Source organism: Bacillus sp. 41-22, assembly GCF_025809295.1.
Taxonomy (GTDB): Bacteria; Bacillota; Bacilli; order Bacillales; family Bacillaceae_G; genus Bacillus_A; species Bacillus_A mycoides.
Genome location: NZ_CP084035.1, coordinates 804,188 through 818,262, shown reverse-complemented (window position 1 = coordinate 818,262; position 14,075 = coordinate 804,188). Strand labels below are relative to the sequence as shown.

Below are 14,075 nucleotides of genomic sequence, written 5' to 3'. Positions count from 1 at the left end.
CCATTTACGGTATGCTTTTTTTATGAAATTGGATAACGTACTGTAATACAAAACTCGCCTTGATTAACAGTTGTTCCTGTCGTTGTAATTCGAACAGTAGTAAAGTGCCTCACTGTGAAAGTACCACTACTTTGCGGTTGTACAGTAATCGTATCGACTACTGTAGCACCTACTAAAAAATCCACTGTAATCGGATTTGCACCTGTATCATATTTTACATAACCTGAACCGTATATTTCTTGTGTAAGATTATTCGTATAGACAATTTGAGTACCCGCACCTGTAATTGACCAGTCTGCACATACTTGATCTTGCACAAGCGTTTTATTAGAACAACAAGACAAACTGGAACTTCTCATTCCCATTTCAACCCTCTCCTATTCTTCTACGAAAGTGAATAGCGTGTCGTAATACAAAATTCTCCCTGATACGTTCCAGCAGGTGTTGCAGGTAACACAACTTGTATACTATCAAAGCGGCGATACGTAAAAGCAATACTCGTTCCTGGGTTTAATGTTTGTGTATCAATTGTAGCCCCAGCAGAATCAAGTGCTTCTACAGTAATCGGGCCTGGTCCAACATCATATTTAACAAAACCAGTACCAATTACGTTTTGGTTAATATTATTTGTATAGAGAACATTATCAATTGCTGTTGCAACTACAGTAGCAGACCACGGACTACACACTTTATCTTGCACATAATTTTTATCTGGACAGCAAGTTAATGCTGACCCTGAGCACTCACAAGACATAGTTGTTTCCCCTCTCTCTTTTATATTCCCTATATGTGTATGTCCTTCAGAGTCTTTTGCCTGTACTATTCATCTATTTCCAAAAATAAGCACATCATAATTCAAAGTAAAACTCCCACCTCAATACTTTGCTTTACAGCTAAGTTTTGAGGTGGGAATCTTACTGCCCGTTAATGCGAAATAAACTAAATAGATTCAGTTTTGTTTCGTTTTTTCATAAATTTATAGATAAAGATACTAGCCACGATAAGAAGAACGCCTCCTAATATCGGTAACATATATTGTCCAACAACGCCCGCCGCTTTTTCCCAATGCGGACCTAATTTCATTCCAAAATAAATATACAAAGTCGTTAATGGGAACATTGCTACAAATGTATATATGCTAAATTTCCATATGTTCATTTTTGCCATACCACACGGTACAGAAATAAGTGTTCGAACTCCTGGTACGAAGCGTCCAACAAATGCCACAACTGGACCATACTTCGCAAAGAAATCATCTGCTTTTTGAATTTGTTCTTCTTTAATAAAGAAGTATTTCCCGTATTTTATTAATAGAGGGCGACCACCGTAATAACCGAGTGCATATAACGTTAACGGTCCTGTAGTTCCGCCAAGTGTCCCTGCTAATACAGCTAGCCAAAAATTCATATCTCCCTCATATACCCAATACCCAACCATGGGCAAAACTACTTCTGCTGGAATAAATTCAAACGTTAATGCTAACACAACTCCAAAATAAGAAAACTGCTTTAAAAACTCGATTATATCTAAAATAATTTGCTCCATATTTTCAACTCCTATCCTACGTTTACGTTATGCTTTTCTTGTAATTGCACTGGCGCCATCTTTACAATTCGATTCAAAATAAATAACACAATTCCAATATCATCTAAAATACCAATAAACGGTAGGAAGTCTGGAATTAAATCGAGCGGCATCGCTACATAACCAACTAAAAAAGCAATAGATAAAATTTTCTTCTTTATTGAAACCTCTTTTGAAGTAAAAAAGTCAAATAGGAATGGAACAAAACGGCGGACATGGAATACAACTCTTAATCTACTAAAAAGTTTTTTCATTTTCTAGCTCCTCTCTTTGTATACAAAAAGGACCCTACCAAATATGGTAAGGGTCCTAAAAAAGACAATAAGGGGCCTTTACCATTGCTGGTAAAGGTCTCACTAACAACGAAACGTTGCCAATAAAGCCGAGGGTTTCTCCCTGTAATGACGACTTTACTGTAATAAGTTACTCCCCTTTAGATACACAATTTTATACAATCACATTAAGATATTTGGAGGGGCTTGTCAATATTTTTTTCATAATGAAACCTGTTCACATACTTCTATCACTTTTAAAATTTGTCTGCTTGATCTTCCCTACAATCTATTTTTAAAGCGGATTACATTTCGGTATCTCTAACCCTGAGGATTGTGCTAACTTCAATAAATAGTAACACTCCTCCCTCGCCATATGATCCGCCATCCTGGCTGATAATGAACTTAATATTTGCTCAGACAACTCTAATTCTTCTACTTCTCGAAGGAAATGCGAGAATAACTTTAGCTCTAGTGAAACGTCTTTTGTAAACTTCTTCAAAGCTGGAAAATGTTTCAGTTCTGCCCGTAAATAACCTGTCATTTCAACTGCTTTTAAATAAAATTGTTCAAAATGTTTAGCAAACAAATCACTTTTCTCCTTCAATCCTTTTTCCACAACATCTAATCCGCCTGAAATAGAACCAGCATGCCCTGCTGCATCCGTTAACCACGCGAGATGATAGTGTAGTTCATGAAAAACGGGCGGGACTTCTCCCCTCCCTAAGTATTCTAATACTGTTATATATTCCTCCACTTCATTTACCATATGATTAATAAAAGTCGGAGTAAAATGAATCACAATTTTACCTTCCAATTGCTTTTGTATAATATTTAATTTAAATGCTCGAATCTCCTCTGCAGCTTGTTCTGCATCTTTTGAAAATGCAATAAAATTTACAGTATGAATTTCATTTAAAAAGTTCGTGAATTTTTCTACAAAATAGGTGGCTTTCTGTATATCTTCTTTCTCCTGTGGAGCTAAAGCATCTAGTAAAAACTGAGCATGATCCCCGAGAACTTTGAGCCAAAATTTATGTTCAAACAGTGCGCTTTCTTCATACATTCTATCCACGCTATCCCCCCTATGGTTACTCATGCCTCTGATGAAATTTGAAGCTTATAGCAATCTGGATCATAAAGAGTAATTACCACCCCATCCGCATGCTGTTCTTCCGCAAAAGATATTTTGTAAAACTGTAATTTTCTCTTTACTTTTTCCATATCAGAAATTGAAAAGGTTATTAATTCACACGAAGAATTAGCAACCTTCTCACGCCCTCGTAAATTCCGATTTACTACAAAACAAATTCTCGTTAAACCAACGTCATACCAAACACCTGTTACATGTAGTTGAGGTCTCTCCTTGCTTGGTTTAAAGCCTAAAATCCCTTCATAAAAATACAATGTTTCCTTTAAATTTTTTGATTCTAATACGATACATGTTGTAATGCCTTCCATCCTCAACTCCCCCTGTCTCTATTAGTTTTTTATATGAGTCATAAATGACAATTATGTACGAATACAATACATAATAATGGATATTTCATTTATAAAGGAGGGTTGTAACATGGATAAATTCATGAAATCCTACATACCTTATCATGGTCCAAACGATCCTTGTCCTCCAATTGGAAAGAAATATTACTCAACTCCCCCGCACTTATATATGGGTTTTCAACCAACTAATTTACCCCAATTCACACCAAAAGAAGCTTTAAGAAAAGGGACTTTATGGCCTGCTTTTTATGATTATTATGAAAATCCTTACAAAAAAGGAAGGTGAATAAAAACGTGACACAAACATTGCCTGATGAATATTACAAATGGATTGAAGAACTGCAAGAATTAGACTTTGTATTAGTTGAACTTACTCTCTATTTAGATACGCATCCCGACGATACTGCAGCTATAAATCAATTCAACGATTTTTCTTATAAACGAAGAGTATTAAAACAAAAAATTGAAGAAAGATACGGACCACTTCAGCAGTTTGGAAACAGTTATTCTAACGCCCCATGGGAATGGAGCAAAGGACCGTGGCCATGGCAAATATAAAGGAGAGAAACTATGTGGATTTATGAAAAAAAATTACAATATCCTGTTAAAGTGAGTACTTGTAATCCAGCACTCGCAAAATTATTAGTTGAACAGTACGGTGGTGCGGACGGCGAACTGGCTGCTGCTCTTCGCTACTTAAATCAACGTTATACAATTCCTGATAAAGTCGTTGGCTTACTAACCGATATTGGTACAGAAGAGTTCGCACATTTAGAAATGATTGCTACAATGATTTATAAATTAACAAAAGATGCAACACCTGAACAAATGAAAGCTGCCGGATTAGACGCGCATTATGCGAATCATGATAGCGCCTTGTTTTACCATAATGCAGGTGGTGTTCCTTTTACTGCCACTTACATTCAAGCGAAAGGAGATCCTATCGCAGATTTATACGAGGATATTGCAGCTGAAGAAAAAGCACGAGCGACTTATCAATGGCTAATTGATTTATCAGACGATCCCGATATAAATGATAGCTTACGCTTTTTACGCGAACGAGAAATTGTCCATTCTCAACGTTTCCGAGAGGCTGTAGAAATTTTAAAAGAAGAACGTGATAGGCAAATTTATTTTTAATACACATATCCTAGCGATATGTGTTTTTTTACGTTATAAGTGAAATTCTTCCTGCATTAACATATAAATAGTATATTTATTCAATTTTACGCATTATTTTAAAATATTTTTAAAATTCCCTCTTGCTTTCTAGTCATCAGACCTTTAAAATAATAACAGTCAATCGACAAATTATTTGAATTTTCGACAAAAAAACGCTCATTAGGAGGCTTTTCTTTATATGCGTACAACTTTAAAACCAGCGCAAATACTTTCGATTAGTTTATTACTATTCGCAGTTTTCTTCGGTGCTGGTAATATGATTTTCCCGCCTCTTCTCGGTCTTTCTTCCGGAGAAAATATGTGGGTTTCCATTACAGGATTTATTATTACAGATGTCGGTTTATCTTTACTAGCTATCGTCGCTGTTGCCCTTGCTGGTGGTAGTTTTAATACTTTAGCGAGCCGTGTTCACCCAAAATTCGCAGCAGTATTCGCTATCATTATTTATCTTTCCATCGGCCCACTATTTGTTATTCCACGAACTGGAACTGTATCTTATGAAATTGGGATTGCACCACTTTTCCCAGATCAATGGTACTCTATGTTAGTTTTTAGTGCGATTTTCTTTATAGTCGTCTACTTCTTATCGTTAAATCCATCCAAATTAGTAGATCATATCGGAAAAATATTAACGCCAATTTTGCTTGGAATTATTGCAATTATGGCAACAAAAGCGATTCTTTCACCAGGATCATTTGCAGAACCTGTTGGTGACTATAAAGAAATTCCATTTTTCAAAGGATTTCTTGAAGGCTTTTTAACATTAGATGCAATCGGAGCACTCGTATTATCAACGATTGTTGTAAATGCAATTCGTCAAAACGGGATACAAGATAAGAAATCCATTGCGAAATATACAATTATTTGCGGAAGCATTGCGGCTCTTTTCTTAACAATTGTTTACTTCTTACTCGGTTATATCGGCGCTTCAAACGGAAACTTAGGACAATTTGAAAATGGCGGTCAACTATTAGCAACTATTATGTATCAATTTTTTGGGACAAGCGGTAATGTTTTATTAAGTATCGCAATTATCTTTGCTTGTTTAACGACTGCAATCGGTGTTGTAAGTGCATTCGCCAACTATTTCACAACAGTATTAACAAATGTTTCATATAAGAAGCTTGTACTATACGTTTGTATTTTTAGCTTCGTTATTTCAAACTTAGGATTAAGTTTATTAATCAAAATTACATTACCTGTATTAATTATTTTATATCCAATTACAATCATTTTAATTTCCGTATCCTTTATTGATAAATATACGAAACGTAAACCTTCTGTCTATATCGGAGCGATGATTGCAGCATTCCTTATTAGCTGTATTCATGCACTTGATAATGTGGGAATGATACCAAGTTTTATCGCTAATATCGTACACACAATTCCTTTTTACAACTTAGGAATCGGCTGGATCGTTCCAGCAATAATTGGTGGTATAATCGGATACTTTATTCCTCAAACAGCAGCTGAAGGTGAAGTTTCTACAAAATAAAGAAAAGAAGCAAGCATTGATTATGCTTGCTTCTTCTTTATTTTCAAATCGTATGTTTAAAAGTAAATAATTCTTCTTTTGACTGCACAGCAGGTTGTTCCTTTTCTACATCTGTCTTCTTTATCACTCCGCCTAACCTTACTTTCATCATCGCTTCTTCTATGCTTTTTACAATCATATTTCCTGAAAAAATAGTAAGTCCAAAAAATGTAATTGGGACGAGAGGAATCCATGGATGCACTGTTAAAGATCTAAAGTATACTCCAATTAAACCTGACCATTCATGCGTGTAAGAGTCTATTTCTTCTACCGGTCCTAAAAACTTAACAGTTCCGCCAAAGAATACTTCCAGTAACCCTAAGTGGAGTAAAATAGTAAGAGTCTGCGTAAATTGCTGAAGAAATACAAGTATAAACGTCATATAGAGATGTGGAAAAAGATGCTTTATAACAATGTGTCTTCTTGATCCACCTAATATACACGCAGCCTCAATGAATTCTTCGGTTCTCAATTTACGAACTTCCTTCGCAACATACAGTGCAATAACTGGCATCACAAGCATTACAAGTAATACAACTTGAAACGAAGCCCTTTCAAAAAAAGTTGTTGTTTCCTCTCCACTTCCAAAGGTATTCACAGATTGGAGAAAGAAATACGCAATCATAACTGTTGGAATAACTGTAAAACTATCAAAAAAAGCCTCGATTTTTGAAAACCCTCTTTTTATGTACGTTCCGAGTACAACACCAAAAAATACACCTATTACCATTCTAAGTGCCGCAATTAAAATAGATATACCAATCGTCCACTTCGCGCCTTCAATGACTAAATGTAACAGGTCATATCCTTTCCGGTCTGTCCCGAGTAAAAATTGTAATGAAGGTGAAAACGGTGGTACTTCTGGATTTCCATCCGCATCATATTGCAGTGTAACTTGTCTAATGTGCCCACCATTCCATATCGTATTTCCGATGCTCAAAAGAACTAATATGAGAAGAAACCCAATGCTTATCCAAAATCTTTTATCGCGTTTTATATACGTCCACATATTATAATCTCTCCTTCATCGCAGCTGGAATGAGATAATGAAACAATTTGAATAAAATAAAAATCGGAATATAAATAAGCAGCACACTAACGATGAAAACCTCAACCCTAATACCTTCATAAGATTTCAAAAACATAAAAATACCACCCGTATTAAAAATCCATTCTATAATATATAAATTGGATAACATAAAAAAGATATTCGTTTTCGCAAAGAAAAGTGTACTAAGTAACACATTTCGTAAAATATGACGATTTAAAATATGAAAGCGATTCAGCCCTTTCGCCTTAGCAAATAGTACATAATCTTTTTCTAGCTCATTTTCAAAACGAAGCACTAACATTTTTACAAACATAATCGTAGTCGGTATACTCAAACAAAATATTGGCAATCCTCTAATCGACTCGCCTCCAATTGACGCAATTTGAAAAGGTAAAAAACCTGTTTGTTTAAAAAACCATATAACTAAAATTTGTGATACTAAAATAAGAAGAATGTCTGGAATGGATTCTAGGAAGATGAGAAATGATTTAATTCGATGTTGTATACGCGGTGAACTACTCATAATCATATAAACGATACAAAATGCTACAAATAATGAAATGAAAAAAGCGGCCAAAAAAATAACAATCGTTTCTTTATAATGGACAAACAACTGTGGGAATAAAAATTTATCTCTCACATATTGCAAATTGGAGAGATCCATTAAGTTCGCAAATACTTCTTTTAAACTCTTTATGTACTCTGATACATGCAGCTCAAATCCATAAAACAACTTCGGCAGTGCCCCTAAACAAATAATACCCAAAATCGAAATAATAAATTGAATCGTCACTTCCATCCCATTCAAAAAAACTTTTTTGACCACGTTTTCCCTTCTCTCTATATGTAATTTACCCTCTAATTTTATTCTTAATTTTCTGAATTGTAAATATTTATAAGATAAAAAATCACTAGGTTATGATCCTAGTGATTCTTTATGCGCATGCCCTTCTCTTTTCACAAACGGCATATACAAAATAAAACATCCCATAAGCGCAGCTATTTCTAATGAAATGATATAGTAAGGATGCGGCCCTAACATATCGAGTAATGAAGCAGTTTCTGGCTTACGAGCTAAAAACATATAATTACCGCCTGTTTTGTAATTCACAAACGAAACAATTGGAATCAATATATTTAAAAATACCATCGTACGCTTAATAGATTGTAATGTCGGACGATATCCTTCCACCCATGTCATAAAGAGTGGTGCCCAAATGAGCAATATATGTGCGATAAAGAATTCTATAAAGCGAAAATGCGGAAAAGCATATTGCACGTTCGGTGTTAAAATAGCTTGCGATGCACCAATAATCCCTGTAAAAAACACAATCTCATATATTCGATAGCTTTTCGTTACAATCATAATCGATGCTAACAATAAACTAATCGTACATAACTCAAATGGTAATGAAGTGCCTAGCTCAAAAATCCCAGCTTTCCATTCCCACATATGAAGTCCAATCTCACTTCCTATAAATAGAAATGCAATTGCATATCGAACCGTTATATTCCACTCACTTTGACGCAATAAATCTTGGTATTGATACAGAAAAAATATCCCCACCAACATAATAAATAATATAATGACATGTTGCCTCGAGTACGGAATAAATGGTTTTAATGGATGCGCACTAAAATAAGCTTCCATCTTCCTTCCTCCTCTCCTTCATACAATATTATTGTTAGAAAGAAACAACGAGTCAATTCATTTGCTTAAACTAGCTAGGACAACCTCTACCTTACATTTAGATATTCATACCTTACAAAACTGTAAGGTTATTGTAAGCTAAAACGATTTGTCAGATTCTTCACCTCTTTTATACTTAATGTAGATACTAAAACGAACGAAAAGGTGATAAATAGATGAAGAAGAAAAATAAAGTGTTAATTACTAGTGTAGTAGCAATCGGAATTGCAGCTGGATCATATTTTGCATTTGCTGGCGGTAGTTCAGAAGTAGCAATGGCATATAGCGGTTATAAAATTACGGAAAAACAAATTGAAAATGCACAAAAATTTGGCGGCGAAGTTATTCCAAATGGTATTGAAACAATTTCATTCGATCCAACAAAAGGTACGTATGAATTAGCTGTTAAAAAAGGTGATGAAGTGAAAAAAGGTCAGCTTCTATTTAAATATAATGACCCTACTGCTAAACAAGGTGTAACAGAAGCAGAAATGCAAAAGAAAATCGCACAAAAAGAAGTAACATTGTTCCAAAAACAAATTGATGCAGCGAAACAAAAATTACAAAAAGATAAAAATGCAGGCCTTCCCGCTGAAGCATTAAAAGCATCAGAAATTGAAGTTGGGCAATTAGAATCACAACTTGAAATGAAGAAGTTTGAAGTAGAAAAAGCTGATGAAATGATTAAAGTAGCAAAAGAGAAAGTAAACACACTTTCTGTAACGAGTCCAGCCGACGGTGTAATTGATGATATCGTAAAAACTGCTGATGAAAAAACAGGTATGAGTGGCATTACACTTCGTCACGCTGGTCAATTTAAAGTAAAAGGTCAACTTTCTGAATATGAACTTGCTAGTATGAAAGTTGGGCAAGAAGTAACTGTTTCATCAAAAACTGTCGCTGGTAAGACTTGGACAGGAAAAGTAACAGAAATCGGTTCTACACCATTAAAGAGCATGGACGAAAATAAAACTGTTTCTAATTATCAATTCACTGTCACATTAGATAATAGTGAAGAATTACAAAACGGCTTCCATGTTTACGTAACAAGTAAATCTGGCGAAGCAACTGGTACGATTGTTCCGAAAAGTAGCATTGTGAAAAAAGGTGACAAAAATGTTGTCTTCGTTGTAAAAGACGGTAAAGCGAAAGAACAAGCAGTTACTGTTGAATTTGAGACAGATAGCGAAGCAAAAGTTTCTGGAGTGAAAAAAGGAGAGGAAATTATCTCTAAACCTGAAAAAGACTTAAAAGACGGTATGGAGGTTGTCACTCAATGATTAACTTAAAAGGCATCACGAAATCTTTCCAAAATGGTGCAGAGTCCGTTCAAATATTACACGGAATTGATGTAACACTAAACCAAGGAGAATTCACTTCTATTATGGGACCATCTGGTTCTGGTAAATCAACATTAATGAACATTATCGGTTGCTTAGATAAACCAACGACAGGTGCGTACGAACTAGCTGGTCAAAACATTTCAAACATGTCTGAAACAGAACTTGCACATGTTCGTAATAAAGAGATCGGATTCATATTCCAAAACTTTATGTTATTACCGAGACTTACAGCACTTCAAAATGTAGAACTACCTCTTATTTACGCTGGAGTCGATAAAAAAGAAAGACGTGAGCGCTCATTAGCAGCTTTAACAAAAGTCAGTTTAGCTGATCGTGCTACTCACTTACCAAATGAATTGTCAGGTGGACAAAAGCAGCGTGTCGCAGTCGCACGTGCAATCGTAAATAACCCGAAATTTCTCTTAGCAGATGAACCGACGGGTGCACTTGATACGAAAACAAGTACACAAATTATGGATCTCTTTTACGAATTAAACAAACAAGGCTCAACAATCATTATGATTACCCACGATCGTGAAATTGGGGAAGCGGCAGCACGTCAAATTGTAATTCGTGACGGAAATATCGTCCAAGATTGGAGAGGTTAATTTTGAACACGAGTGAAAATATACGCATGGCCCTTTCCTCTATCTTTGCTCATAAAATGCGTTCTATATTAACAATGCTAGGTATTATTATCGGTATTAGCGCCATTATTACTATCATTTCAATGGGTGATGGTACAAATGCAAAGTTTAAAAAAGAGTTAGGCCAAGGAAAAGATACTGAAGTAACGATTTACTACAACAACCCTGATTATGGAACTGATAGTGCCAAAATCACACCTGATATGCTAAAACGTCTTCAAACTGTACCAGGCGTTAAAGATGTTTATCCAGATGTAAGTATGAAAGTAAAAGCATCTTCTGGTTCAAAAGATGTCTCTCTTGATTTAAAAGGTGGAACAGGCGCCTTTATGACAGATTCGAAAATAAAATTAGTTCACGGTCGTGAATTAAACGACAGTGAATTAAACCAAGCAATTCCTGCTGTTATATTAAATGAAGAAGCTTTCAACAAATTATTTAGTGGTTGGGAATCAAATCTATACACAGATGTAAAAGGAAAGCCGTATAAAATAGTCGGTGTATACGAAACGAAAAACGAATTTGGAATGGCTATGCCTGAAGGTTATACATCTCTTGAAAACGCGCCTGTCATTTCAGGAGTAAATGAGTATGACTCTGTAAAATTAACAATGACCTCTCCAACAGAACGTAAAAGTGTAGAAAAACAAGCTGTTTCTGTTTTAAACGACATGAAAGCTCCTAAATTCGAGCACAAATTCGAAGCACAGGACTTAGGTGAATTTACGAAGCAATTAGACGAATCCATCGGTATGATGAAAATGGTATTCGGTGGCATTGCCGCTATCTCCTTACTTGTTGGTGGTATCGGTGTAATGAACATCATGCTTGTATCTGTAACAGAACGTACACGTGAGATCGGTATTCGTAAAGCACTTGGTGCAACGCGCGGTAAAGTATTAACACAATTCTTAATTGAATCTTGTATTTTAACAGGACTCGGTGGTTTCATCGGATTCATGCTTGGTATTTTCTTCGCTTGGATCGTCTCAATCTTTGCCGGATGGCCACTCGTTATCTCAAAAGAACTTGGACTTCTTTCAGTAGGTATCTCAATGCTAATCGGTATTGCATTCGGTTTACTACCAGCAAACAAAGCTGCTAAACTTGATCCAATTGAATGTTTACGATATGAGTAAATAAAAAAACGTAGGAGTTTACACTCCTACGTTTTTTATTTTGTTGAAGGCAAATGTAATTTCATCGACGTTTTGACAAAAATAAGAACCTCTAACTTCTATTATATAAAGTGAAACTATAATCAGTGGGGGTTTTGTTCATCCCCCACTGATTATTAGCCTTCACCAATCGGGCTTTTACGGGCAGTTAATCTCCCACCTAACTTCTTTGCTTCAGCCGAATTTTGAGGTGAGGGTTTTACTGCCCGCCAATAGCGGGATAATTCTACTGCAACTCGCGAACCAACTCATAACGATATCATCCCTTTAAATCATGTTTCTTCTATTATATATGTTTCATGTTGCGATTATCTTTTTATCCTTGCAACTTTCATTTCGCATTACCACTATCCTACAATCCTATTATTGCAAAAATAATATGTAAAAGAACAAATTCAAGGCGTAATTTTTTCCATACTACAACTTATTTTGTAACAATTATATCTCTATTTCATTAAAATCCCCCCTATATATACGACTTCACACACAAGAAGATTATATTTTCATAACTACATTACGATTCAAATAGTTAAATACCCCTTTTTTGTAACGTTATAGAAACATTCAAGTAACACTACTGATACATTATTAATCTATTAGTAATTAAAAAAGTGTTGATTTTATGAATCGTATGTTCTAATCCCCTCAAAAACGCAAAGGAAACGCTATCAGGATATTAATGGAATTATTACAGAATATTAATGCCTCGTTACGAATGCTTTGTAGTTTTGTGTTTTCCGCAAATAAGAAAATAATGGTTGCTATAATGAGGTCAACGAAAACAAATGCAATGGAGGCTATTATGAAAAAATTTATGGGTATAGCAACAGCAGCGGTTTTTGGTCTTGGGATTTTCACAACATCTGCTAAAGCAGAAACAATCGTAACGACTGATGTACTAAATGTACGAGAAAACCCAACTACTGAATCACAAGTTGTCGGAAAGTTATTAGATGGATATAAAGTTAACGTTTTACATACAGAAAACGGATGGTCAAAAGTTAAATTAAATAGTGGTAAAGAGGCTTTCATAAGCGCTGACTACACAAAAGATACTTACTACGTAACAGCAAACGTATTAAACGTACGTGCTGGAGCAAATACAGATTCAGCGATTCTTGGTAAATTGAAAAAAGATGATGTAATCGAAACAACACACCAAGTACAAAATGATTGGATCCAATTTGAATATAACGGCCAAACAGCTTATGTACACATTCCTTACTTAACAGGAAAAGCACCAGTTAAAGTTCAGCCAGTAGTTAAAGCTGAAAAAGTAACTAACGTTCAAGATACAGCTAAAGTTCGTGAAGCAGTTAAAGCCGGGGAAGTAGCTGAAACTCAAGCAAAAGCTAAGGCTCAAGAAGCAACTAAAGCTCGTGAAGCAGCTGAAACTCAAGCAGAAGCTAAGGCTCAAGAAGCGGCTAAAGCTCGTGAAGCAGCTAAAGCTCAAGAAGCAACTGAAGCAGCTAAAGCTCAAGCAGAAGCTAAAGCTCAAGAAGCAGCTAAAGCTCGTGAAGCAGCTAAAGCTCAGGCAGAAGCTGAAGCTCAAGCAGAAGCTAAGGCTCAAGAGGCAGCTAAAGCTCGTGAAGCGGCTAAAGCTCAAGAAGCAGCTAAGGCTCGTGAAGCGGCTAAAGCCGAGGAAGCAGCTGAAGCTCGTGAAGCAGCTAAGGCTCAAGAGGCAGCTAAAGCTCGTGAAGCGGCTAAAGCTCAAAAACCAGCTACACAACAACCTGTTGCAAAAGAAACTGAAACAAGTGCACCATCTTCTTCTCGTGAATTAAGAGTTCAAGCAACAGCTTACACAGCGGATCCACTTGAAAATGGTTACAAAGCAGGAGACCAAGTAAAATCAGCTATGGGTCATAACTTAACAGCTAATCCAAACATGAAACTAATTGCAGTTGATCCAAGTGTCATTCCATTAGGTTCAAAAGTATGGGTTGAAGGTTACGGAGTAGCAATCGCTGGTGATACTGGTGGAGCTATTAAAGGAAATAAAATCGATGTTTTAATGCCAGATAAAGGTACATCAAGTAACTGGGGACGTAAAACAGTTACAGTGAAAATTTTAAACTAATTATTAAAAAAAGA

At 35.6% G+C, this 14,075-nt stretch carries 17 protein-coding genes; 8 read left to right on the top strand and 9 right to left on the bottom strand.

The features are described from left to right. Positions 1 to 20 precede the first annotated feature (20 nt). The 6 genes from LCF45_RS04195 to LCF45_RS04170 form a co-directional block, all read right to left on the bottom strand. Positions 21 to 365 (bottom strand): DUF3992 domain-containing protein, encoded by a 345-nt coding sequence (locus LCF45_RS04195; protein WP_002125443.1) that lies wholly within the window; start codon positions 363 to 365, stop codon positions 21 to 23. Positions 366 to 385: 20 nt separating this feature from the next. After that, on the bottom strand, positions 386 to 754 hold the full coding sequence (locus LCF45_RS04190; protein ID WP_002116435.1) for a DUF3992 domain-containing protein: 369 nt from the start codon (positions 752 to 754) through the stop codon (positions 386 to 388). A 185-nt stretch (positions 755 to 939) separates the two neighbouring features. Continuing rightward, entirely contained in the window at positions 940 to 1,545 is a 606-nt protein-coding gene (locus LCF45_RS04185) for a DedA family protein (protein WP_000435001.1), read from the bottom strand. An 11-nt stretch (positions 1,546 to 1,556) separates the two neighbouring features. Next, the gene (locus LCF45_RS04180) at positions 1,557 to 1,838 is read right to left on the bottom strand and encodes a YkvA family protein (RefSeq protein ID WP_002125440.1); all 282 of its coding nucleotides are present in this window, start codon (positions 1,836 to 1,838) and stop codon (positions 1,557 to 1,559) included. A gap of 313 nt (positions 1,839 to 2,151) precedes the next feature. After that, positions 2,152 to 2,931 (bottom strand): DUF2935 domain-containing protein, encoded by a 780-nt coding sequence (locus tag LCF45_RS04175; protein ID WP_000375642.1) that lies wholly within the window; start codon positions 2,929 to 2,931, stop codon positions 2,152 to 2,154. Positions 2,932 to 2,951: 20 nt separating this feature from the next. Beyond that, complete coding sequence (locus tag LCF45_RS04170) at positions 2,952 to 3,317, bottom strand: VOC family protein (protein WP_000398543.1); 366 nt, start codon at positions 3,315 to 3,317, stop codon at positions 2,952 to 2,954. Between the two features lie 109 nt (positions 3,318 to 3,426). Here LCF45_RS04170 and LCF45_RS04165 point away from each other — a divergent pair, with 109 nt between their 5' ends. The 4 genes from LCF45_RS04165 to brnQ2 all read left to right on the top strand — a co-directional run bounded on the left by LCF45_RS04165 (position 3,427) and on the right by brnQ2 (position 6,033). Continuing rightward, positions 3,427 to 3,642 (top strand): spore coat associated protein CotJA, encoded by a 216-nt coding sequence (locus LCF45_RS04165; RefSeq protein WP_000357172.1) that lies wholly within the window; start codon positions 3,427 to 3,429, stop codon positions 3,640 to 3,642. 8 nt (positions 3,643 to 3,650) lie between these two features. Then, entirely contained in the window at positions 3,651 to 3,914 is a 264-nt protein-coding gene (locus LCF45_RS04160) for a spore coat protein CotJB (protein ID WP_000194952.1), read from the top strand. A gap of 12 nt (positions 3,915 to 3,926) precedes the next feature. Next, complete coding sequence (cotJC, locus tag LCF45_RS04155; protein WP_002010774.1) at positions 3,927 to 4,496, top strand: spore coat protein CotJC; 570 nt, start codon at positions 3,927 to 3,929, stop codon at positions 4,494 to 4,496. A gap of 220 nt (positions 4,497 to 4,716) precedes the next feature. Then, positions 4,717 to 6,033, top strand: a complete 1,317-nt coding sequence (brnQ2, locus tag LCF45_RS04150) for a branched-chain amino acid transport system II carrier protein BrnQ2 (RefSeq protein ID WP_002169098.1) — start codon at positions 4,717 to 4,719, stop codon at positions 6,031 to 6,033. Between the two features lie 43 nt (positions 6,034 to 6,076). On the opposite strand, the gene LCF45_RS04145 is transcribed toward brnQ2, so the two are convergent. The 3 genes from LCF45_RS04145 to LCF45_RS04135 all read right to left on the bottom strand — a co-directional run bounded on the left by LCF45_RS04145 (position 6,077) and on the right by LCF45_RS04135 (position 8,774). Continuing rightward, complete coding sequence (locus LCF45_RS04145; protein ID WP_033729758.1) at positions 6,077 to 7,081, bottom strand: ABC transporter permease; 1,005 nt, start codon at positions 7,079 to 7,081, stop codon at positions 6,077 to 6,079. A 1-nt stretch (position 7,082) separates the two neighbouring features. Then, positions 7,083 to 7,949, bottom strand: coding sequence for an ABC transporter permease subunit (locus LCF45_RS04140; RefSeq protein WP_016119638.1), 867 nt, complete (start codon positions 7,947 to 7,949; stop codon positions 7,083 to 7,085). 90 nt (positions 7,950 to 8,039) lie between these two features. Next, complete coding sequence (locus LCF45_RS04135) at positions 8,040 to 8,774, bottom strand: YwaF family protein (protein WP_002125428.1); 735 nt, start codon at positions 8,772 to 8,774, stop codon at positions 8,040 to 8,042. A gap of 215 nt (positions 8,775 to 8,989) precedes the next feature. Here LCF45_RS04135 and LCF45_RS04130 point away from each other — a divergent pair, with 215 nt between their 5' ends. The 4 genes from LCF45_RS04130 to entC all read left to right on the top strand — a co-directional run bounded on the left by LCF45_RS04130 (position 8,990) and on the right by entC (position 14,061). Continuing rightward, positions 8,990 to 10,093, top strand: a complete 1,104-nt coding sequence (locus LCF45_RS04130; RefSeq protein ID WP_002186682.1) for an efflux RND transporter periplasmic adaptor subunit — start codon at positions 8,990 to 8,992, stop codon at positions 10,091 to 10,093. Beyond that, entirely contained in the window at positions 10,090 to 10,764 is a 675-nt protein-coding gene (locus LCF45_RS04125; RefSeq protein WP_002087431.1) for an ABC transporter ATP-binding protein, read from the top strand. Before LCF45_RS04130 ends, LCF45_RS04125 begins: the two co-directional genes overlap by 4 nt. A 26-nt stretch (positions 10,765 to 10,790) precedes the next feature. Then, positions 10,791 to 11,942 carry an ABC transporter permease gene (locus LCF45_RS04120; protein ID WP_002029935.1) on the top strand — a complete coding sequence of 384 codons (1,152 nt, stop codon included), beginning with the start codon at positions 10,791 to 10,793 and terminating at the stop codon, positions 11,940 to 11,942. A 718-nt stretch (positions 11,943 to 12,660) separates the two neighbouring features. Continuing rightward, positions 12,661 to 14,061 (top strand): cell wall-binding protein EntC, encoded by a 1,401-nt coding sequence (gene entC / locus LCF45_RS04115; RefSeq protein WP_088291177.1) that lies wholly within the window; start codon positions 12,661 to 12,663, stop codon positions 14,059 to 14,061. Positions 14,062 to 14,075: the final 14 nt, after the last annotated feature.